Genomic DNA, 20,796 nt, shown 5'->3' with positions numbered 1-20,796 from the left:
GGAGACGACCTGGGCCCAGAGCCGGAAGGCGGGCTGGAGGTCGCCCTCGTCCGGGATGCGGTTGAAGGGGGTGATGTGCCGGTAGTGGCCGTCGTCGTGGGAGACGTACGCGCCCGAGCGCAGCAGCTTCAGCACGGGCCGGGAGAGCGCGGGCAGCTCGGCGAAGACGTCGGCGACCGCGTCGAACCAGGCGCTGCCGCCCGCGGTGACAACGACCTCGTCCACGCCCTCGAAGCGGCCCGCCGAGTCGAAGTCGGTGGCGAGGGCGGTGAGGCGGCGCAGCCAGGCCCGTACCCGCTCGCCGTCCGCCTTCGGCACCTCGCCCTCGTAGCCCGCGACGCCGACCAGCCGCAGCGTCCCGGCGGCGGCCACCGCGTCGGCGACCGTGGCGCACTCGGCCTCGGTGCGGGCCCCGGTACGGGCGCCGTCGCCCGCGCCCAGCTCGACCACGACGTCGACGGGCCGCCCGGCCCCGGCCTCGCGCAGGGCGGCGTCCATGAGTTCGACGCCGCGTACGGAGTCGACGTAACAGACGAAGCGGAAGTCGGGGTCGGCGTCGAGTTCGGCGGCGAGCCACTTCAGGGCGGCGGCGTCGACGACCTCGTTGGCGAGGAAGATCCGCTGGATGCCGAAGGCCCGGTAGATCCGTACGTGGGAGGGGACGGCGGCGGTGATGCCCCAGGCGCCGTGGGCGAGCTGGCGCTCGAAGAGCTGCGGGGCCATGGAGGTCTTGCCGTGCGGGGCGAAGGCCAGGCCGTGGGCGGCGGAGTAGCGCTCCATGGCGAGGAGGTTGTGTTCCAGGGCCTCGGTCGACAGGGCGAGTACGGGGGTGGTGAAGCCACCGGTGAACAGGTTGCGGCGCTCGGCGGCCAGGTCGGCGAGCGTACGGCCCTCGGCGTCCGGCGGCAGCCCCTTGAAACGGTGGTCGGCGCGTTCCTGCGCGAGCCCGGCTACGGCGGGGTGCGTGGCGGCGTGCTCGCGGTGGTCGGTGGCCATGGAGGCGCCTCCCGTACATTTCTGGTTGCATTCTCTGCAACGTTCATTGCGTATAACGCTTAGCGCTGTTTAACATCCGGCCAAGCACCGGGTCAACGGTGTGTGCCCTACCGTCCCTACAGACTGAGCGGGAGTGAGTCCTGATGCCAGAACCCATGCTCAGCCGCGTGCCCCGGACGGTGTTGGGCACCCTGGTCCCCCGCGTTCGCTCCGCGTCCGGTGCGCACGCATCGTGTGCGTGGTCCGGGGACGCGGGGGCGGGCTTCCTCACGCCCCGGGACAGCCGATGCGGCCTGGACGGTCCGATGCCCCGCACGATCGCTCTGGTCGTGCGGGGGCGGTGCCGTCCGTCGCCGGATCGGGTGTCCCAGGGCGCGCCTTCCGATCGCCACGGCGGCCGCGTCGTGGCGAGTGGTCTTCCTCTTCTTGCTGGTGAGGGGCTTGCGCCAGTGCTGGGCGCCCCATTTGGAGGTGTACGCGGGGTCGATGGCGACAATGGTGATGCCGAGTTCGGCGGCCATCGACGCCAGCCGTGCCCGCAGCCTGGACACCGGCATACCGGAGATCAGCTGGCGGAACCGCTTCCGCCTGCCGTGCTTCTCCCGCGTCGTGTCCGTCTGGAAGTCCAGATCCTCGATCGCGATACTCAGGCTGTGGCGCTTGGCCCAGTGCAGCAGCCGCACCAGCGCATGCCGTACCTGGGCGTCGCGGTAGGTGGCCGCTCCGTTCAGGTCGAAGGAGAACCGGCGCGGGTCGCCAACCGGGTTGCCGTACTCGTCCAGGCGCCATGCCGCCAGGTGATCGGCGTTGGTATCGACGCCGACCAGGCCAGCAGCGCGGGCCTGAGCCAGCGGAACAGTCTTGACCGGCGGGATCGTCCAGGAGGCAGTGATGTACCAGCGGTGGCGGGCCACGTCCAGGTGGATGCGGTAGGCCACCGCCCGGTGCGCCGACACACGGTCGGCCCACTCCATCCCCCGGTGGCGGAAAGTGACGGTGCCGGTGAGGACGTACCGGCCGTGCCGGGCGTTCGCCAGATGTGCCAGGGGCGCCGGGAGCCTGATGCTGACCTCACCGTCCGGCGTGACGCGGATGGTCTCGTTCCCCAGCCGCTTACCGCTCTCGCCATCGGCCTGGAGGAACCAGCGTCCGGCCTCCCACTGCTGCCGCCACTCCGCCTCGGTGAGCTGTGCTCGTTCGAGGTGGTGACGGATGCGGGCCAGCCGCTTTCCTCCTCGCACCACGCGCACGCGCCCCGCTTCGCGGTCGGCACGCTCGGCAACGAGCCGGTCCTGCAGGATATGCAGGCGGCGTGTCTTGGCGAACCACTCCTGCCGGGTGCGGTAGCCGCCCGGGGTCCGCTTTGTTCCCTTCGCGCCCACCGGCAGCGACAACCGGTGCGCGATGGTGCGAACACCGGCTTCAAGAGTCTGAATGTGGGCGCACTGCGCACGCCGCGACAGCGCCCACTGGTCATGCGTCGCCTTGGTGATACTGCCCGCCCACCGCGACGAGGACTCCCCGGTCAAAGCGCGTTTACGCGCCGCCCACGTCTCCGGGGAGTGCCGCAGTCCCTCGGCACAGCGCTGCTTCACGTCACGCGAAGCCAGCGCCCCAAGATGCACGCCGACCAGCCGCAGCACCTCCTCGTCCCCCACGCTCAGGCCTTTGAGGCGCGTACGGATCGCTACTCCGGACGGGCCGAGGACGACGAACGGCGCCGACAGCTCACGCAGCACACCCACCCCGTCCCTCCCGTTCCACGCGCCCCTGGCCTTTCCGCGTGCCCAGCGGCAACACGCCTGGCACCCACCCAACGACCACACCCGCGAAAAGGTCACGTTTTCGATCCGGGAACTTCTGTTCCCTCTCCCCGGAATCCGCACGCTCCACAGCCCGGACACTCATTCACACACGCCAGAACGCCCTGATGCGCACTCAACCAACAACCGTCTGCAACCCCCACCCGCAAGGAGCGAGTCCGATCGTGCCTCCAGCCCCGAGTGTCGACGTCGTGTGCCTCGGCGAGTCGATGGTGACCTTCGTGCCGTCCCGGCCGGGACGGCTCGCGGAGGTGCCCGCGTTCGCGCGGGGGATCGGCGGGGCCGAGTCCAACGTGGCGTGCGGGCTCGCGGGCGCCGGGCACGGCGTGCGCTGGATCAGCCGGGTCGGCACGGACGGCTTCGGCGACCATCTGCTGACGGAGATCGCGGCGGCCGGGGTGGACGTCAGCGGCGTCCAGCGCGATCCGCGCCGCCCCACCGGCATCTACTTCCGTACGGCGGGCGAGCGGGCCGTGGAGTCCGAGCCGTCCGCGGAAGACGACGGCGAGCAGCCGCTCGCCGAGGTCCTCTACTACCGCGCCGGATCCGCCGCCGCGGCCATGTCCCCGGCGCTCATGCCGCACGAGCAGACCTGGTCCGGCCGGATCCTCCACGTCACCGGCATCACCCCGGCCCTCTCGCCCGAGTGCCTCGCCCTGATGCGCGAGCTGACCACCCGCGCCCCCGGGCGCCCGCTGGTCTCCTTCGACCTCAACTACCGCGTCTCGCTGTGGGAGGACCCCGAGCGGGCCCCGGACGAGGGTCCGTCCGTGCTGCTCGACCTCGCCCGCGGCTGCGACCTGGTCTTCGTCGGCGAGGACGAGGCGGAGGCCGCCTGGGGCATACGCGGCGGCGCGGCCGCCATCCGTGAGGCGCTGCCCGAGCCGGACGTGCTGGTGGTCAAGCAGGGCTCCGCCGGGGCCACCGCGTACGCCCGCGGGGCGGACGGGGCCGACACCGTCACCTTCGTGCCCGCCCTGCGCGTGGACGTCGTGGCCCCGGTCGGCGCGGGCGACGCCTTCGCCGCGGGCTTCCTGTCCGGCACCCTGCGCGGGCTGCCGGTCGCGCAGCGGCTGCGCCACGGCCATCTGATGGCGGCCGCCGTCCTCACCGTCCCCGGCGACCTCTGCACCCCGCCGTCCCGCGCGTACGCCGACCGGCTGGTGACGCTGGGCGACGCCGAGTGGGGGACACTGCGATTCGGCCCCGGCTGGGCAGACCCGGCGCGATCGGGGTCCGATACCGCGGTGGTGGAGGTAACCGACCCATGAGCCAGACCGTCGACCGAGCACTGAGCATCCTGCCCCTGCTGGCGGAGGGACCCGCCAACCTGGAGCAGGTCGCCTCGCGGCTCGGCGTGCACAAGTCGACCGCCCTGCGGCTGCTGCGCACGCTGCACGAACACGGCATGGTCTACCGCCAGCGGGACCAGCGCTACCGGCTCGGCGCCCGCCTCTTCGCGCTCGCGCAGGAGGCGGTGGAGAACCTCGACGTACGAGAAATCGCCCACCCCCATCTGGTCGCGCTCAACGAGCGGTGCGGCCACACCGTGCACCTCGCGGTGTACGAGGAGAACGAGGTCCTCTACATCGACAAGGTGGAGAGCCGCTACCCGGTGCGGATGTACTCGCGGATCGGCAAGCCCGTCGCGATCACGGTCGCCGCCGTCGCCAAGCTGCTGCTGGCGGACCTGCCGGAGCCCGAGCGGCGGGCGCTGGCCGAACGGCTCCCGTACCCGGCGTACACGGCCCGCTCCACCCCCAACGCCAGCGCGTTCCTGAAGGAGCTGGAGACCGTACGGGAACAGGGCTGGGCCACCGACCTCGGCGGCCACGAGGAGTCGATCAACTGCGTCGGTGCCCCCATCAGGGGAGCGGACGGCCGGGTCGTCGCCGCGTGCTCGGTGTCGGCGCCGAACGTCGTCGTCACCGCGGACGAACTGCTCACCCTGCTCCCGGCGGTGCGCCGTACCGCGGAGGACATCAGCCGGGAGTACTCGGGCGGCGCCCCGGCCCGGCCGTCCGATGGACGAGGAACAACCGAAGCACCGTCTGAAGTTACCCCCGAAGCAAAACCCCCAGTAACACCCGAGAAGAGAGCCGAGGATTCCTCCTCATGACCGAGAAGCTCCAGAAGACCGCGATCACCCCGGCCACCCACACCGCGCCGCCGGCCAAGTTCTCGCACGGCGTCAAGAAGGGGAACATCCTCCAGGTCGCCGGTCAGGTCGGCTTCGGCCCCGCGGTCCCCGGCCAGGCCCCCGCCCCGGTCGGGCCGACCCTGCGTGAGCAGACCCTCCAGACGCTGAGCAACGTGCAGTCCGTGCTGGAGGCGGGCGAGGCGAGCTGGGAGGACGTGGTGATGATCCGCGTCTACCTCACCGACACCGGTCACTTCGCCGAGTTCAACGAGATCTACAACGAGTTCTTCGCGGACCTGAAGGAGGCCCCGGCGGCCCGTACGACGATCTACGTCGGCCTCCCCGCCGGGCTGCTCGTCGAGATCGACGCCCTCGCCGTCCTCGGCTGAGGCACCCCCCCAGAACGCCCGCGGCGGGCGGGGTATCGAACCCCCGCCCGCCCCGGGACCCCCCACTTCCAGGATTAGACCCCTGATCACCCGCATTCAGAGCACATCCCCCGCGCGCGGCCCCCCGCCGTGCGGCGCTACCGCCTACCCATTTTCCGGAGTCCCCCATGCTGCTCGCGGCCGCTCCCGCTGCCGAGACCCCACCCCACACCGGTGGTCTGCTCGCGATCATCCCCGGCACCGCCGGTCTGCTGACCGTCGCCGTCCTGGGCATCGCCCTTCTGCTCTACCTGATCATCAAGGTCAGACTCCAGCCCTTCATCGCGCTGCTCGGCGTCTCCATAGCCGTCGGCCTGGCCGCCGGGCTCTCGGTCACCGAACTCTTCGGCACGGTCCAGAAGTCCGACGCCGTCTCGCTCATCGAAACCGGCATGGGCGGCATCCTCGGCCACGTCGCCATCATCATGGGCCTGGGCACCATGCTCGGCGCGATCCTGGAGGTCTCCGGCGGCGCCGAGGCGCTCAGCTCCCGTCTGCTCGGCCTCTTCGGGGAGAAGCGCGCCCCGCTCGCCATGGGCCTCACCGGCCTCATCTTCGGCATACCCGTCTTCTTCGACGTCGGCATCTTCGTCCTCGCGCCGATCGTCTACGCGGCCACCAAGCGCAGCGGCAAGTCGATCCTGCTCTACGCGATGCCGCTGCTGGCCGGGCTGTCCATGACCCATGCCTTCCTGCCGCCGCACCCCGGCCCGGTCGCCGCCGCCGGACTGCTCCATGTCGACCTGGGCTGGGTCATCCTGATGGGCATCCTCGTCGGCATCCCGTCCGTGCTCGCCGCGTGGGCGTACGCCGCCTGGATCGGCAACCGCCTCTTCGTCCCCGTACCGCAGGACATGCTCGAGGCGGCGGAGGAGGCCCGCGAGGCGGTCGAGGCCGAGCAGCGCGCCGCCGGCCGGCAGCCCACGGAGCAGCCGGTGTCGGTGGGCACGGTCCTCGCCATCATCGGCACGCCGCTGATCCTCATCCTCTTCGCGACCTTCTCCTCCATCGCGCTGGACCCGAGCACCGGCCGCTCGGTCATCGAGTTCTTCGGCCACCCCTTCGTGGCGCTGACGATCGCCCTGCTGCTGGCGTACTACCTGCTGGGCATCCGGCGCGGCTGGTCCCGCAAGTCGCTGGAGACCGTCTCCACCACCTCCCTCAAGCCCGTCGGCAACCTGCTGCTGATCGTCGGCGCGGGCGGTGTCTTCGGTGCCGTCCTCAAGGGCAGCGGTGTCGCCCAGGCTCTCGCGGACGCCTTCGACAGCGCGGGCCTGCCGGTGATCCTGCTGTCCTACCTGATCTCCGTGGTGCTGCGGGTCGCCCAGGGTTCGGCGACCGTCGCCATCGTCACCACCACGGGGATCGTCTCCCCGATGCTGGCCTCGGGCGACTACTCACAGGCCCATCTCGCGCTGGTCATCATGGCGATCTCGGCGGGCTCGATCTTCGCCTCGCACCTCAACGACGGCGGCTTCTGGATGGTCGCGAAGTACTTCGGGATATCCGAGCGGGACACGCTCAAGTCGTGGACCGTCCTGGAGTCGGTGCTGTCGGTGGCGGGCTTCGCGGTGGCGGGCCTGCTGAGCCTGGTGATCTAGGGGGTGTCTCGCAGTGAGGGAGCCCCGGGGTCCGCAGGGACCCCGGGGCTCCCGGCCGTTCGGCGTCAGCTGGCCGCGCAGTACTGCGCTTCCTTGCCGATGGACCGGTACATGCAGTCCCGCGTTCTCCAGCAGCTGGAGCACCGCGTCCTTGTTACGGCTCGTCTCGCGCTCGATCACCTCGTCCGGCGGGTAGAAGCCGCCCGCCCCGCTCGACGTCGGGTACATCTCGAACGTGTACGCGAACACCTTCTGGCTGCCCCACAGCCAGTCGTCGATCGTCCCGTCCGTGATGTAGAGGTCGCTCGACTGCTCGGGGGTGTAGCCGTTGCTCGCCGCCATTTTCTTGCCGATCGCGGCGAATGCGTCGTGGTCGTCCTGGGTCATCCCGGTCGCGGTGTCGTTGTACGTCCAGCCGAACGGCCACAGCACCAGCTCGCTGTAGGTGTGGAAGTCGATGGCGGCCTTGAGCTGCTGCTTGCCGCCGACGACCCGGCTGCGCGCGAAGTCCGCGACGACCTTCACCTCGGGGGCCGACTCGGCCTTGGCGCCGCGGTAGGTCTCGGAGCCCGCGGAGCCGGAGGAGCCGCCGCAGCAGCCCCACTTGTAGTCCCAGTTGCGGTTGAGGTCGGTGCCGACGGCGGAGGAGCCGGAGTTGGGCTGCCGGTTCTTGCGCCAGCTGCGGTAGCGGCCGGTGGCGATGTCGTACTCGCCGCCGTCCGGGTTGAGGTCCGGGACGATCCAGATCTCGCGGCCTTTGACGATGTCGGTGATGCGGGAGTCGGTGCCGTAGCCGTCGGTCAGCTGGTGCAGCAGATACAGCGCCATCTCCACGGTGAGGTGCTCCCGCGCGTGCTGGTGGTGGGTGAACAGCACCTCGGGCTCGGCCTCGTCGGTGGCCACGTTGTCGCTGATCTTCAGCGCGACGATGTCCCGGCCCTCGTACGACTTTCCAATGACGCGCTTACTCAGAATGGCGGGGTACTTGGCTACGGCCGCGTCGATCTCGGCGCTCATCTCGGCGTAGTTGTGGTACTTCGAGTCCGCCGAGGGGAAGTCGAACGGCACGGCGGCCCGGCCCTTGCTCCGGTCGGCCGGACCGGGCAGCTCGGTGAGCCGGTAGCCGAGCGCGCGCACCTTCCTGACCTGGGCGGAGTCGGCGGTGACCACGACGGAGCGGGCGTCCGTCTCGTCGATGGAGACGCCGGTGGCGGCGACGGTGGCGCGCTCGGCGGCGGTGGCCGGGCCCGCGACCTCGTACTGGTGCACGTTCTCATCGGCGGCCGTGGTGCCCGATGCGGCATCGGCCGAGGTGGCACGCCCCGGGGCCGGATCGTCGGCCTGGGCCGCGATCGGGGCGGCGAGGGCGAGGGACAACAGGGCGGCGAGGGCGGTGACCCGTCTGCCGCGGGTGCGAAGTCGCATAACTGCTCCTGGGGGGTGAAGGGCGAGCGACTGCTGCGCCAGTGTTCGGCCATGCGCATGACACAGTCAAGGGAGGGAAATGGTCGAAGCCGAAGGAACTTCTCATCGAGGGAAGGAACCCCCCTGTGAACAGACCTCTCGTCGGCGCGCTCTCGGCCCTCTTACTGGGCGGCGCGACCCTCGTGGGCGCCGGCGCCGCCCCTGCCGTGGCCGCCGCCTCCCACCCCCAGGCCGCGCAGGCGGTCGACTTCGCCGGAACGGTCGCGCTCAGCAACTGCTCCGGCTCGGTCGTACGGACCGCGAAGTCCGCCGACACCGACCCCGCGCTCGTCCTCTCCAACGGGCACTGCCTGGAGACCGGCTTCCCGGACGCGGGCGAGGTGATCGTCGGCCAGTCGTCGAGCCGCAGCTTCACCCTGCTGAACAGCTCCGGCGGGAGCGCGGGCACGGTACGGGCGAGCAAGGTCGCGTACGCGACCATGACCGACACCGACGTCTCGCTGTACCAGCTGACCTCGACGTACGCACAAATACAGCAGCGGTACGGCATCAAGGCCCTGCAACTGTCGGACAGCCGCCCGGCCCAGGGCACCAGCATCAAGGTGGTCTCCGGCTACTGGAAGAAGATCTACTCCTGCAATATCGACGGATTCGCATATCGTCTTAAGGAAGGCGACTGGACCTGGAAAGACTCGGTCCGCTACACCTCCGCCTGTAACACGATTGGCGGAACGTCCGGTTCACCCGTCGTCGACGCCACGACCGGCACGGTCCTGGCCGTGAACAACACGGGCAACGAGGACGGGGCGCGCTGCACCCTCAACAACCCGTGCGAGGTCGACGAGAGCGGAGCGGTGACGGTCCGCCAGGGCATCAACTACGCCCAGCAGACGTACGGGATCACCAAGTGCGTGACCACCGGGAACAAGGTCGACCTCAGCCTGGCCGGATGCGCGCTGCCCAAGCCGTGACGTAGCGCGGGGGCTGGCCCCACCGCGGTCCGGGGGCGGGCTCCAGTGCGCCCCCGGGCCGCTCGCACCACGCTGAAGACCCTTGTCACGACGTCAGCAGACGTCAGAAATGGGGGTCCTCATGCGAAGAACGCGCATCGCGCCGAACGTGGCAGCCGCCGCCTGTGCCGCGCTGCTCCTGCTTCCGGCCGCCGCGGCGGTCCCGGCCGCGGCGGCCACCACCCCGCGGACGGCGGCCGCCGCCCCGGCTGCCGCCCAGGGCCGGGGCGAACTGGTGTCCGTAAAACGGCTGTACAGGCTGGCCACCCCGCGCAAGGTCGCCGCCGAGCTGCGCTCCAGCGGGTTCGACGCCGGTGCGGTCCGCTACGGCGTCGACGCGTACCGGCTGGAGTACCGGACCGTCGACCCGCACGGCCGCCCCACCACCGCGAGCGGACTGCTCGCCCTGCCGCGCGGGCGGGAGGGCAGGCTGCGCGCGGTGTCGTTCGCCCATGGCACCGGCAGTCACAAGAGTGACGCGCCGTCCATGCGGCGGCACGGCTTCCTGCCCTCGCCGTCGCTCACCTACGCGTCGGCCGGGTTCGCCGCCGTCGCGCCCGACTACCTCGGCATGGGCACCAGCCCCGGGCTCCATCCCTGGATGGACGTCCCGTCGGAGACCACGGCCTCGCTCGACATGCTGCGCGCCGCCCGCGCCGTCGTCCCCCTGGAGCGGAAGGTCGCGGTCACCGGCTTCTCGCAGGGCGCCTCGGCCGCGCTGGGGCTGGCCCGCTCGCTCCAGGCGGGCGAGGACCGCTGGTTCCGGCTGGGCGCGCTGGCGCCGGTGAGCGGGGCGTACGACTTCGGGGGGACGGAGCTGAAGGCGCTGCTCGGCGGGGAGCTGGAGCCGAAGTCGAGCGTGGTGTACGCGGCGTACACGCTGGTCGCCTTCAACCGGCTGCACGATGTGTACGACAGTCCGAAGCAGGTGTTCAAGGGGAACGCCCGGCACATCGAGGCGCTGTTCGACGGTCGGCACACCGGGCGGCAGATCATGGCGGGCACCCCGGGCACGGTGAAGCAACTGCTCACCGACGAGGGCATGCGGATGCTCGAACGTCCGACCGGGGAGTTCGCCGCGGCGCTGCGGACGGCGAGCAGCGTGTGCGACGGCTGGGCGCCGCGGGTGCCGACGCGGCTGTACCTGGCGGGCGGGGACCAGGAGGCGGCGGTGGAGAACACCGCGGTCTGCCGGGCGGAGCTGCGACGCCGAGGGGCGGACGTCCCGGTGGTCGACGTCGGGCCCGTCGACTACGAGGACTCCCGCCACCTCGGCTCGAACGTCGCCGCGACGGCGTCGATCGTCCGCTGGCTCCTCAGCGACCCGCGGTAGTTACGGCAGGCCGTGGACCTTCGGGCCGACCGTCTTCGACCAGGCGTTGCCGCTCGCCGCGTCCCAGTTGGTGGACCAGGTCATCGCGCCGCGCAGCCCGGGATAGGTCTTGGAGGGGGTGAAGCCGCCGCAGCCGGTGCCCTTGGTGAGGCAGTCCAGGGCCGCGTTCACCACCGACGGTGCGACGTAGCCGGAGCCCGCGCCGCTGGGCGAGGCGGGGACGCCGAGGCCGACCTGGGACGGGGCGAGGCCGTTCTCCAGCTGGATACAGGCGAGGGCGGTGAGGAAGTCGACCGAGCCCTGGGCGTAGACCTTGCCGTCGCAGCCGTTCATCGAGCCGCTGTTGTAGTACTGCATGTTGACGACGGTCAGGAAGTCCTTGATGCCCAGGGCGGTCTTGAAGTACTCGGTGGACGGCGACTGCATGTCGATCGTCTGCGGTGCCATCGTCACCACGACATCGCTCTTCTTGTCGTGGACGGCCTTCAGCGCCTTGGTCATATAGGTCGCGTTGAGGCCGTTTTCGAGGTCGATGTCGACGCCGTCGAAGCCGTATTCGTCCATGAGGCCGGTGATGGAGGTGGCGAAGGCGTTCGCCGAGGCGTCGTCGGCGACCGAGACCGTGCCGTTCTGGCCGCCGACGGAGACGATGACGGACTTGCCCGCGGCCTGCTTGGCCTTGATGTCGTCCTTGAACTGCTGCTCGCTGCCGTAGCCGAGGGCCGGGTCGAGACGGAAGTCGACGGCGCCCGGAGTGCCGGTCGCGTCCGCGAAGGCGACGGCGATGATGTCGTAGTCGTCCGGGACGTCGCGCAGCTTCTGCACGGTCGCGCCGTTGTCGAAGTTCTGCCAGTAGCCCGTGACGGCGTGCTGCGGAACGGCGGCGGTGGCCGCGTGGGAGGCGGTGCCGGTGGATATCAGTCCGCCGGCGGCGAGCGCGGCGACCGCCGCGGCTCCGAGGAACCTGTTCCTGACCTGTGCGCGTACCACGACAGCCTCCGAGCGTGGGGGGAATAAGGGAGGTGGTGCCTGTGCGCGTCCAGGGGCCCCTGAGGCGTGCGACCAAGGTGGTCCAGACCAATGCGGTTGTCAAGCCCATGGCACGTATGTGCTGGTCGCGGGCTACACCCCGCGACATCCCGCGCATCCGGCCGGGGAGGCGGCAGCCGCACAGGGAGCCCGCACAGACCAGGAGTGGGTAACTCAGAGGAACTGTTCTCTCACGCGGCTTTCGTGGATAAAGTGACGATGCACCAGCCAGGGGCAGTTAACGACCTGCGGCCGCCGCCGCTCGGCGAGGACGTGAGACGGGGTAGCCGACGTGCCCACCGCGATAGCAGTCACCAGCCGTGAGCTGGTGCTTCCACCGCCCGACGGGCAGACCCCGTCGGCCGTAGTGCTCCGCCCGCCGGAGGAGCAGTCGCTGGACGACGCGCTCGCCGAGGTCGGGGCGCTCCTGGAGTACCAGGGCTATCTGGTGGCGCTCTATCCCGCCGCCAGCCCGCCGCCCTTCATCCGCAGGCTGCACACCGTGCGCTCGGTCCTGGAGAGCGACCGGATGGCGCTGTGCCCGCTCGAACTGCCGCCGCTGGCCGTCGCCGTCATCGCCCGTCAGCTGCGCCAGCTGTCCGTCTCCGACTTCAGCCCCGGCGTGCTGGCCTGTTCCGCGCGGCTGCTGGCGCACTATGTGCACGCGGGCGCGCTGCTCGGCAGCGTCGCCCGGCTGGACCGGGTGCCGGTGAGCCTCACCTCGCACGTCAAGTCCTGGATGCCGGGCGCCCAGTTCGGGGTGCTCGCGCACCCCGAGCCGCAGCTGGTCAAGGTGGGCGGGGGCGGTGCGCTGCCCGGGCCCGCGTACGCCACCCACATGACCGTCGCACGCGGCCAGCTCACCAGCCACGGCCATGGGACGGCCCCGCGCGACGACTGGGTCACCGGGGCGCTGGCGCCCTCCTGGGGCGTCGGGGACGTCCAGGAGGTGCCGCTGCCCGCCGCGTCGGCGCGCTGGTGGGGCACCCCGAAGCTGATCGAGTTCGCGGCGGCCATCCCGGACCTCTCCGTGCTCTACCAGCTCGTGGCGTCCGTACGGAGAGAGGAGTGCCACTGGTGCGGTTTCGAACTCATCGGGGACCGCTGCGCCTTCTGCTCTTGTCCTGTGCCGCGCGGCGATGAGATTCCCGCCCTGACCCAGTCCGCCGAGCGTCCCGCCCTGACCAGCCGGTAAACGTCCCACTCACGAGGTTGTCCGTCCATGAATTCTCGCCAGCGCCGCGGAGTCATCCTGCTGGTCCTGTCGGTCCTGTGCGCCGGTGGCGCCTTCGCCGGAGTGCTCTCCGTCGTCAACGACGTGGAGTCCAAGGTCGGCCCCGAGACGACCGCGTACAAGCTGAAGGGGAACGTCGACGCGTACGAGGCCCTGGACGCGGGGGACTTCGAGAAGGTGTCGATGCCCGAGCGCTGGGTGCCCTCCACCGCCGTCACCGATCTCTCCGAGGTGCGCGGCAGGATAGCCGCGACCAGGCTCAGCCAGGGGTCGCTGCTCCAGACCGACATGGTCGCCAACCGGCCCGCGCTGAAGGCCGGACAGCAGGAGATCGCGATCATGATCGATGCCGCGACGGGCGTCGCTGGCAAGATCACGCCCGGTGCGAAGGTCAACATCTACGCCACCTTCGAGGGCAAGGCGCAGGGCGAGGCGTCGGTCTCCAAGCTGATCGTCGACGACGCGGAGGTCATCGACGTCGGCAAGCTGTCCGCGCTGAAGCCGGACGAGGACGACGAACGGCGCGTGGACCAGGCCGTGCCGATCACCTTCGCGCTCGACACCAAGGACGCGCAGCGCGTCGCGTACGCCGAGTCCTTCGCCTCCCACGTACGGCTGGCCCTGATCGGCCCCGGCGCGGACGCCCCCGTCTCGCCGCGCGACCGCACCTACACCCTCGGCGGCGACAAATGACCCCCGTGAACCTGAGTGAGTGAGGAGGTGCCGCGGTGACGATCAGAATCCTCCCGGCCGTCGGCGACCCCGACGCGGCCCGCGCCATCGGCGGGCTGCTCGGCCAGCTGCCCGGTGTCGAACCGTCGGCGCCGGTGGGCGACTCGACCCGGCTGCTGGACACCCTCGCCGCACTGGCCGCCGCCTCGCTGGAGGACCTGCCCGAGGTCGTCCTCGTCCATGAGCGGATCGGCCCGTCCCCCGCCCTGGAGCTGATCCGCGAGGTCGCGCTGCGCTTCCCGGCGGTGGGCGTGGTCCTGGTCACCGGCGACGCGGGACCGGCCCTGTACTCGGCCGCCATGGACGCGGGCGCGCGCGGCATCGCCGGGATACCGCTGGCGTACGACGAGCTGGCGGCCCGCGTCCAGGCCGCCGCCCAGTGGGCCAGCGGCGTACGGCGCCACCTCGGGGGCGGCGGCGACGTGGCCGCCACCGGGCCCGGTGGCACGCTGGTCGCCGTCGCGGGCGCCAAGGGCGGGGTCGGTACGACGGTGACCGCCGTCCAGCTCGCGCTGGCCGCGCGGGCGGCGGGCCGTACGGTCGCCCTGGTCGACCTGGACCTCCAGTCCGGCGATGTGGCCTCCTACCTCGACGTCCAGTTCCGGCGCTCCATCGCCGACCTGGCCCAGATCACCGACATCTCGCCGCGGGTGCTCCAGGACGCGGTCTTCACCCATCACACCGGGCTCGGCCTGCTGCTCGCGCCGGGGGAGGGCGAACGCGGCGAGGAGGTCACCGACCGGGCGGCCCGGCAGGTCGTCGGCGCGCTGCGGACCCGGTTCGAGCTGGTGGTCGTCGACTGCGGTACGCAGATGACCTCGGCGGGCGCGGCCATCGTCGAACAGGCCGACACCGCGCTGCTGGTGACCACCCCGGACGTGGTCGCGGTGCGGGCCGCCAAGCGGATGGTGCGGCTGTGGGACCGGCTCCAGGTCCGCAAGGCCGAGGAGACCGTGACGGTCGTCAACCGGCACACTCGCAGCGCCGAGATCCAGCCGCAGCTGGTCGCGCGCGCCACGGGCACGGCGGTGGCGCGCACCGCGATCCCGGCCGGGTTCAAGGAGCTTCAGCCCGCCGTCGACTCGGGGCGCATGCAGGACCTGGACGCCAAGTCCGCCGTCAAGCAGGCGCTGTGGGGCCTGGCTGGGGAACTGGGCCTGGTCGACGGCGCCCCCGGCGCGCCCCCGCCCGGCCGCCGCGCTCCCCACCGGGGCGGGCACGCCCAGGGCGGCGACCGCTCGCTGCCCGGGCTGCGGCGGCGCCGTGCCATAGGGGCGGGGCCGGATGACGACGGCGGTGACACGGGCTCCGGGACGGACGCCCTGAACGAGATCCCCCCGTCCGCCACCGGCCGCTTCCTGCGCAAGCGCGGCGGTGGCGACCGCGGGCAGGTCACGGTCGAGTTCATCGGCGTCCTGCCGTTAGCGCTCATCGTGCTCGCGGTGATCTGGCAGCTCGTGCTCGTCGGCTACACGTACTCGCTCGCGGGCAACGCGGCCGACAAGGGGGCCCGGGCGGGCGCGGCCGGGGGAGCCGCCGCCTGCCAGGCCGCGGCGCAGGATGACATCCCCGGCTCGTGGAGCGCCGACATCGACTGCCCGGGCGCGGGCGACGGCGCGGTGTACCGGTCGACGGTGAAGCTGACCGTCCCGATCCTGTTCCCGGGCGCCGCCGACTTCCCGTGGACGGTGACCGGTTCGGCGGGCGCGTCGGACGAGACGGAAACCGCGGCGGGCGCGGGGCAGTGAGGGGGCGTACAGCGATGACCCTACGGACAAGCCCCAGGCGGGACCGGGGACAGGCGTCGATCGAGTTCCTCGGCTTTCTGCCGATCCTGATCCTCGTCGCGCTGGCCGCCGTTCAGCTCGGGATCGCCGCGTACGCCGTCCAGCAGGCGGGTACGGCGGCGCGGGCGGCGGCGCGTACGGGCTCCCAGGACGAGCCGGGCACCACTCCGGCGGCCGCCGGGAAGGCGGCGATCAGCGGCTGGCTGGCCGACGAGGCGAACATCAGTGGGGGCGACTGCGGCGGGGACGAGGCGAGCGCGACCGCGTCCGTCAAGATCCCCTCGGTCATCCCCGGCTTCGGCTTCGGCAGCGCGGAGAGGAGCGCCACGATGCCGTGCGACGACGGACAGCTCCAGGCGGGAGGCCAACCATGAGCCTGCGGGCCCGGATCAACGCGCCCGAGGGGCCCGCGGAGGGCCGCCAGGACGGGCATCTCGTCGCCGTCTACCGGGCCAAGCTGCTCGAGGAGATCGACCTCGCCGAGATGTCCTCGCTGGCCGCCGCCGAGCGACGGACCCGGCTGGAGCGCGTCCTCGGCCACATCATCAGCCGCGAGGGCCCGGTGCTGTCCACCGGCGAACGCTCCCAGCTCATCCGCCGGGTGGTGGACGAGGCGCTGGGCCTCGGCGTGCTCGAACCGCTGCTGGAGGACACCTCCATCACCGAGATCATGGTCAACGGGCCGGACCAGATCTTCGTGGAGCGGGCGGGCCGGGTGGAGCTGGTGCCCGTCCGGTTCGCATCCGAGGAGCAGCTGATGCAGACCATCGAGCGCATCGTCTCCACCGTCAACCGGCGGGTGGACGAGTCGAATCCGATGGTCGACGCCCGCCTCCCGTCCGGTGAGCGGGTCAACGTGATCATCCCGCCGCTGGCGCTCACCGGCGCCACCCTCACCATCCGCCGCTTCCCGCGCGCCTACACCCTCAGCGAACTGATCGGCATGGGCACGCTGGACGAGCAGATGCTGATGCTGCTGGCGGCGCTGGTGCGGGGCAAGTTCAACGTCGTCGTCTCCGGACCCACCGGCTCCGGAAAGACCACGCTGCTCAACGCCCTCTCCGGGCTGATCCCGGACGGCGAGCGGATCATCACCGTCGAGGACGCGGCCGAACTCCAGCTCCAGCAGACCCATGTCATCCGGCTGGAGTCCCGGCCGCCCAACGTCGAGGGCAAGGGCCGGATCACCATCCGCGACCTGGTCCGCAACTCGCTGCGCATGCGCCCCGACCGCATCATCGTCGGCGAGGTGCGCGGCGGCGAGACCCTCGACATGCTCCAGGCCATGTCCACCGGCCACGACGGTTCGCTCGCCACCGTCCACGCCAACAGCGCCGAGGACGCCCTGATGCGGCTCCAGACGCTCGCCTCGATGTCCGACGTGGCCATCCCGTACGAGGCGCTGCGCGACCAGATCAACAGCGCCGTGGACTGCATCGTCCAGCTCGTCCGGCACGCCGACGGCTCCCGCCGGATCAGCGAGATCGCGCTCCTCGACAGCCACGGCCACGAGGAGTACCGCATCGCCACCGTCTGCCGCTTCGACGCCCAGCCCATGGGCGCGGACCGGATCGTGCACGGGCGGTTCTCGTACTTCCCGCTCCCGGAGCGGGTCGCGGAGCGGCTGCGGATGGCCGGTGAGGCGGTGCCGCCCGCCTTCGGGGTGGCCGCCTTCCCGGCGCAGCTGACCACGCGGGGCGCCGCGTACGACAAGGGCGCGTACGGCGCGCGGGACGGGAGGTAGCCGCATGGACCGGCTCGCGATGCTGACCCTCGGCACGACGCTGGTGTGCGGCGCGCTGGGCGTCGCCGGGGTGCACACCTACGCCCGGGGCACGGACCGGCAGCGCGCGCTGATCGACCGGCTGTCGGAGTCGGGCGCCGCTGCACCGGCCGGGCGGTCGCGCCGCTTCGCCCGCGTGGACCGGCGGCTGCGCACCACCTCCCTGGGGCGCCGGCTGGAACTGCGGCTGGCGGCGACGGGCCTGGACATCACCCCCGGCGAGTTCTTCGTCTATACGGCCGCGGCGGCGGCCGGGCTGTGGGCGGTGGCGGCGTCGCTGCTGGCCTCGTTCTTCGGCCCGATCGCGGCCGTCATCGCCGTCTGGTCGGCGTTCGGGTACCTCAACTGGCAGCGCCAGAAGCGCATCGAACGCTTCATCAACCAACTGCCCGAGCTGTCCCGCATCCTGGCCAATGCCACCCAGGCAGGACTGGCGCTGCGTACCGCGCTGAGCATGGCCGCGGACGAGATGGAGGCCCCGGCGGGCGAGGAGCTGTCCAAGGTCTCCGCCAAGCTGGCGGTGGGCCACTCGGTCGACGACGCGCTGGGCGAGCTGGCCGAGCGGCTGCCGTCCCGGGAACTCGTGGTGCTCGTCACCACGCTGGTGCTGTCCAACCGCGCGGGCGGGACCGTGGTCAGCTCGCTGCGCAACCTCACCCACACGCTGGAGGAGCGCAAGGAGACCCGGCGCGAGGTCCGCACCCAGCTCTCCCAGGTGACCGTCACCGCGTATGTGGTGCCGCTGATGGGCATCGGGACGCTGCTGCTGATGAACCGGATCTCGCCGGGCTCGCTGGACCGCATGACCGCCTCCATCTGGGGTCAGGCCGCGGTGATCGCGGCCTTCGCCCTGTACGGGATCGGCTTCTTCCTCATCCGCCGCATGTCGAAGATCGACGTCTAGGGGTACCTCGTATGGGTTTCGGACTGCTGCTGGCGCTGGCCGCTGGGCTGTCGGTGGCGGGCCTCGCGTACGGCATCGCGCTGTACCGCAGCGAGGCCAAGCTGCCGAGCGACCTCGCGGTCGCGCTGGAGGTCGGGGCGACCCGTACGAACGCGGTCGGCTCGGCCGTCGACCGGCTCGGCATCCGCTACGCCCCGCTGGTGCTGCGGCTGATGGGCGAGAAGCGGGTGGCCCGGGTGCGCCGCCGCATCGATCTGGCGGGCCATCCGGGCGGGCTGACGGTCGACCGGTACGCGGCCCGCCGGGCGGTGTACGGGATGCTCGGCTTCGGCGGCGCGCTGGTCATGCTGATGCGGGGCCAACTGCTGCTGGCCGTACTGCTGGTCGTGTTCGGCTTGTTCTGGATCGAGGTCGGGATCTGGGCGGCGGTGCGGGAGCGCAAGGACGCGATCGACCGGACGCTGCCCGACTTCCTGGACGTGCTGGCGGTCGTGGTGAGCGCGGGACTGGGCTTCCGGCAGGCGCTGGACCGGGTGTCCGAGAAGTACGAGGGTCCCTGGGCGGATGAACTTCGCATCACACTTCGGCAAATGGACATGGGGGTCAGCAGGCGCCAGGCGTTCGAAGAACTGCGGAAGCGGAACGACTCGGAACAGGTCGCCCAGTTCGTGACCGCGCTTCAGCAGGGCGAGGAACTCGGCGCTCCGATCGTCGAGACACTGATCGCCATCGCGAACGACATGCGCCGTACGGACGCCCAGAACGCCCGCCGCCGCGCCGCCCGCGCCGTCCCCAAGGCGACCATGGTCATCACCACCTTCATGGTGCCGGGGACGATGGTGCTGCTCGTGGCCGGGTTCTTCATCGGCTCCGGCACGGACTTCGGCTCGGTCACGGGAGAGTGAAGGACATTTGGGCGAATATGCTTCGCGATCGCAATCAGGTGTGGGACAGTCGTCGGCGGAACTCCTCGGCGGCGGGAGGGGGTGAGACGGATGGGCCGCGGCAGCGGACCCCCGCGCGCAGGGTTCGAACACCGTGTATCGGGAAGGCAATGCCCCCTGGGACACTGTTCCGAGGCAACTGTTTCGGCGTACTTTGCTCGTGTCGCGAGCGACACCACGGGGGTTGAGTCGCCGGACCAGAGTGGGACGGCCACCCATGGAGGGGAACACGATGGGGAAGCGCGTTATGGGGAACGACCGGGGGCAGACCTCGATCGAGTACCTGGGGATCATCGCCGTGGTGGTCGCCATCGTCCTGGTGCTGGCGACGACGGACTTCGGAAGCATGATCGCAAACGCGATCTCCGACAAGATCTCTCAGGTCGTCGGCATCTGAGCGAGCGCGTGAAGGCTCGCGGATACCGCAACAGCGACACCGGGCAGGCCTTTCCGATCTACATCACCGCGGTCGCGGCCCTGCTCTTCCTCGCCCTCGCCTTCTTCGCGGTGGGCCAGGCCGGGGCCACCCGTAACGGCGGACAGACCGCCGCCGACGCGGCCGCCCTCGCCGCCGCCCAGGACTACCGCGACCAGCTGGGCACGGCGCTGCTGAAGGCCGTGACGGACGGCAGCGCGCTGGAGGACCTGCTGAACGGGCGGGGCATCGATGTGGGCGACGCGTGCGCGCAGGCGCAGTGGTTCGCGCAGGAGAACGACGCGGACCTCACCGGCGACGAGTGTGTCCCGGACTTCCTGCCCACGTCCTTCACCGTCACCGTCAAGACGCAGAAGCCGGTGGGCAAGACAGTCATCCCCGGTACGGAGAGCAAGTACGCCACGGCGAGGGCCAAGGCGGTCATAGGTCCGCGCTGTACGCTCCAGCCGCCCGACGAGCCGTCGCCCACCCCGACCCCGACGCCGACTCCGACGGGCGACGAGGACGGAGACGACGGCGGCGAGGACGAGAAGCCATCCGTCGCCCTGACGTGTGACGGCAGGACAGTGACCATCGACCCGGCGCACCCGGAACTGCTCCCGGACGTCAAGGACCTGTTCTCCGTGCACCTTGCCGACTGAGCGACCGACGAGTAGACGAGCAAAGGACAGCGAGCGATGAGCATTCGGCACACGACGAAGGCCCGGAGGGGGGCTGCCGCGGCGGCGCTCGCAGCGGCCCTGGCCCTCGCCGTGGCCGGGTGCGGCAGCGGCGACGGAGGCAAGGAGGACGGCTCCCCGCACAAGTCGACCGCGGCCAAAACTGACGACGCGCAGGGGGAGACGGAGCCCGCGGCGGACTCCAAGAAGGTCATCGGCGAGATGAAGGGGCCGAAGAACATCGTCGTCACCCTCCACTCCGCGGAGCGCGACAGCGGCGGCTTCGTCACCGTCAACGGGACGGTGACCAACCGCGGCAGCACGCTGTTCAACCCGATCGACTGGCGCTCCCCCGAGGTGGAGCTGGCCAAGTCCCGTTCGTCCGTGTCGGGTGCGTCCCTCGTCGACGGGAAGGGCAAGAAGCGGTATCTCGTGCTCCGGGACACCGATGGCCAGTGCCTGTGCACCACGGGGCTCTCCGGGATCAAGCAGAACGAGAGCCGGCCGTTCTTCGCGCAGTTCCCGGCCCCGC

At 71.2% G+C, this 20,796-nt stretch carries 19 protein-coding genes and 1 pseudogene; 16 read left to right on the top strand and 4 right to left on the bottom strand.

The window, feature by feature from the left end:
* Both SSOG_RS16590 and SSOG_RS16585 read right to left on the bottom strand, forming a co-directional pair.
* The coding region (locus SSOG_RS16590) for an alanine racemase (protein WP_009715392.1) at positions 1–996 on the bottom strand (996 nt) is incomplete at its 3' end.
* 116 nt (positions 997–1,112) lie between these two features.
* Entirely contained in the window at positions 1,113–2,741 is a 1,629-nt protein-coding gene (locus SSOG_RS16585; RefSeq protein WP_009715391.1) for an IS200/IS605 family element transposase accessory protein TnpB, read from the bottom strand.
* 242 nt (positions 2,742–2,983) lie between these two features.
* Between SSOG_RS16585 and SSOG_RS16580 the strand changes: the two genes are divergently transcribed.
* The 4 genes from SSOG_RS16580 (at position 2,984) to SSOG_RS16565 (ending at position 6,988) form a co-directional block, all read left to right on the top strand.
* Positions 2,984–4,090 carry a sugar kinase gene (locus SSOG_RS16580; RefSeq protein WP_009715390.1) on the top strand — a complete coding sequence of 369 codons (1,107 nt, stop codon included), beginning with the start codon at positions 2,984–2,986 and terminating at the stop codon, positions 4,088–4,090.
* Positions 4,087–4,938 carry an IclR family transcriptional regulator gene (locus SSOG_RS16575; RefSeq protein ID WP_009715389.1) on the top strand — a complete coding sequence of 284 codons (852 nt, stop codon included), beginning with the start codon at positions 4,087–4,089 and terminating at the stop codon, positions 4,936–4,938. Before SSOG_RS16580 ends, SSOG_RS16575 begins: the two co-directional genes overlap by 4 nt.
* Positions 4,935–5,348, top strand: a complete 414-nt coding sequence (locus SSOG_RS16570; RefSeq protein WP_009715388.1) for a RidA family protein — start codon at positions 4,935–4,937, stop codon at positions 5,346–5,348. The genes SSOG_RS16575 and SSOG_RS16570 overlap by 4 nt, the downstream gene beginning before the upstream one ends.
* Positions 5,349–5,515: 167 nt before the next feature.
* The gene (locus SSOG_RS16565) at positions 5,516–6,988 is read left to right on the top strand and encodes a GntP family permease (RefSeq protein WP_009715387.1); all 1,473 of its coding nucleotides are present in this window, start codon (positions 5,516–5,518) and stop codon (positions 6,986–6,988) included.
* 65 nt (positions 6,989–7,053) lie between these two features.
* Here the strand turns inward: SSOG_RS16565 and SSOG_RS48510 are convergent.
* Positions 7,054–8,413, bottom strand: a pseudogene (locus tag SSOG_RS48510) (M14 family metallopeptidase).
* A 125-nt stretch (positions 8,414–8,538) separates the two neighbouring features.
* Here SSOG_RS48510 and SSOG_RS16560 point away from each other — a divergent pair.
* Entirely contained in the window at positions 8,539–9,384 is an 846-nt protein-coding gene (locus SSOG_RS16560) for a S1 family peptidase (RefSeq protein WP_009715385.1), read from the top strand.
* A gap of 121 nt (positions 9,385–9,505) precedes the next feature.
* Positions 9,506–10,756: an alpha/beta hydrolase family protein gene (locus SSOG_RS16555; protein ID WP_154685941.1), complete on the top strand. Its 1,251-nt coding sequence runs from the start codon at positions 9,506–9,508 to the stop codon at positions 10,754–10,756.
* Here the strand turns inward: SSOG_RS16555 and SSOG_RS16550 are convergent, their stop codons facing one another.
* Positions 10,757–11,746: a chitinase gene (locus SSOG_RS16550; protein WP_009715383.1), complete on the bottom strand. Its 990-nt coding sequence runs from the start codon at positions 11,744–11,746 to the stop codon at positions 10,757–10,759.
* A gap of 331 nt (positions 11,747–12,077) precedes the next feature.
* On the opposite strand from SSOG_RS16550, the gene SSOG_RS16545 reads away from it, so the two are divergent.
* The 10 genes from SSOG_RS16545 to SSOG_RS53605 all read left to right on the top strand — a co-directional run.
* A complete protein-coding gene (locus tag SSOG_RS16545) occupies positions 12,078–12,980 on the top strand; it encodes a hypothetical protein (protein ID WP_009715382.1) in 903 nt (300 codons plus the stop codon).
* A gap of 27 nt (positions 12,981–13,007) precedes the next feature.
* Complete coding sequence (cpaB, locus tag SSOG_RS16540) at positions 13,008–13,712, top strand: Flp pilus assembly protein CpaB (RefSeq protein ID WP_009715381.1); 705 nt, start codon at positions 13,008–13,010, stop codon at positions 13,710–13,712.
* A gap of 35 nt (positions 13,713–13,747) precedes the next feature.
* The gene (locus tag SSOG_RS16535; RefSeq protein WP_009715380.1) at positions 13,748–15,499 is read left to right on the top strand and encodes a CpaE/TadZ family protein; all 1,752 of its coding nucleotides are present in this window, start codon (positions 13,748–13,750) and stop codon (positions 15,497–15,499) included.
* Between the two features lie 14 nt (positions 15,500–15,513).
* Positions 15,514–15,912: a TadE/TadG family type IV pilus assembly protein gene (locus tag SSOG_RS16530; RefSeq protein WP_039937808.1), complete on the top strand. Its 399-nt coding sequence runs from the start codon at positions 15,514–15,516 to the stop codon at positions 15,910–15,912.
* The gene (locus tag SSOG_RS16525; protein ID WP_009715378.1) at positions 15,909–17,282 is read left to right on the top strand and encodes a TadA family conjugal transfer-associated ATPase; all 1,374 of its coding nucleotides are present in this window, start codon (positions 15,909–15,911) and stop codon (positions 17,280–17,282) included. The genes SSOG_RS16530 and SSOG_RS16525 overlap by 4 nt, the downstream gene beginning before the upstream one ends.
* Before the next feature lie 4 nt (positions 17,283–17,286).
* Positions 17,287–18,225 carry a type II secretion system F family protein gene (locus SSOG_RS16520; RefSeq protein ID WP_009715377.1) on the top strand — a complete coding sequence of 313 codons (939 nt, stop codon included), beginning with the start codon at positions 17,287–17,289 and terminating at the stop codon, positions 18,223–18,225.
* Between the two features lie 11 nt (positions 18,226–18,236).
* On the top strand, positions 18,237–19,130 hold the full coding sequence (locus SSOG_RS16515) for a DUF5936 domain-containing protein (protein ID WP_009715376.1): 894 nt from the start codon (positions 18,237–18,239) through the stop codon (positions 19,128–19,130).
* A gap of 271 nt (positions 19,131–19,401) precedes the next feature.
* Positions 19,402–19,566, top strand: coding sequence for a membrane protein (locus tag SSOG_RS53610; RefSeq protein WP_039937807.1), 165 nt, complete (start codon positions 19,402–19,404; stop codon positions 19,564–19,566).
* Positions 19,567–19,574: 8 nt separating this feature from the next.
* Complete coding sequence (locus tag SSOG_RS16505; RefSeq protein ID WP_039937806.1) at positions 19,575–20,246, top strand: pilus assembly protein TadG-related protein; 672 nt, start codon at positions 19,575–19,577, stop codon at positions 20,244–20,246.
* Positions 20,247–20,282: 36 nt separating this feature from the next.
* Positions 20,283–20,796: hypothetical protein (locus SSOG_RS53605; protein WP_009715374.1), on the top strand; the 514-nt coding region annotated here is incomplete at its 3' end.

The organism is Streptomyces himastatinicus ATCC 53653, assembly GCF_000158915.1.
Classification (GTDB): Bacteria; Actinomycetota; Actinomycetes; order Streptomycetales; family Streptomycetaceae; genus Streptomyces; species Streptomyces himastatinicus.
Note: the sequence above shows the minus strand (reverse complement) of the source record. Positions and strands in the feature narration are given on the sequence as shown.

Bases quoted from the DNA above. Each gene is read 5' to 3' on its own strand.
- SSOG_RS16515 (WP_009715376.1), top strand. From the start codon at position 18,237: ATGGGTTTCGGACTGCTGCTGGCGCTGGCCGCTGGGCTGTCGGTGGCG.
- SSOG_RS16575 (WP_009715389.1), top strand. From the start codon at position 4,087: ATGAGCCAGACCGTCGACCGAGCACTGAGCATCCTGCCCCTGCTGGCG.
- cpaB (WP_009715381.1), top strand. From the start codon at position 13,008: ATGAATTCTCGCCAGCGCCGCGGAGTCATCCTGCTGGTCCTGTCGGTC.
- SSOG_RS16570 (WP_009715388.1), top strand. From the start codon at position 4,935: ATGACCGAGAAGCTCCAGAAGACCGCGATCACCCCGGCCACCCACACC.
- SSOG_RS16555 (WP_154685941.1), top strand. From the start codon at position 9,506: ATGCGAAGAACGCGCATCGCGCCGAACGTGGCAGCCGCCGCCTGTGCC.
- SSOG_RS16525 (WP_009715378.1), top strand. From the start codon at position 15,909: ATGAGCCTGCGGGCCCGGATCAACGCGCCCGAGGGGCCCGCGGAGGGC.
- SSOG_RS16520 (WP_009715377.1), top strand. From the start codon at position 17,287: ATGGACCGGCTCGCGATGCTGACCCTCGGCACGACGCTGGTGTGCGGC.
- SSOG_RS53610 (WP_039937807.1), top strand. From the start codon at position 19,402: ATGGGGAAGCGCGTTATGGGGAACGACCGGGGGCAGACCTCGATCGAG.
- SSOG_RS16565 (WP_009715387.1), top strand. From the start codon at position 5,516: ATGCTGCTCGCGGCCGCTCCCGCTGCCGAGACCCCACCCCACACCGGT.
- SSOG_RS16530 (WP_039937808.1), top strand. From the start codon at position 15,514: ATGACCCTACGGACAAGCCCCAGGCGGGACCGGGGACAGGCGTCGATC.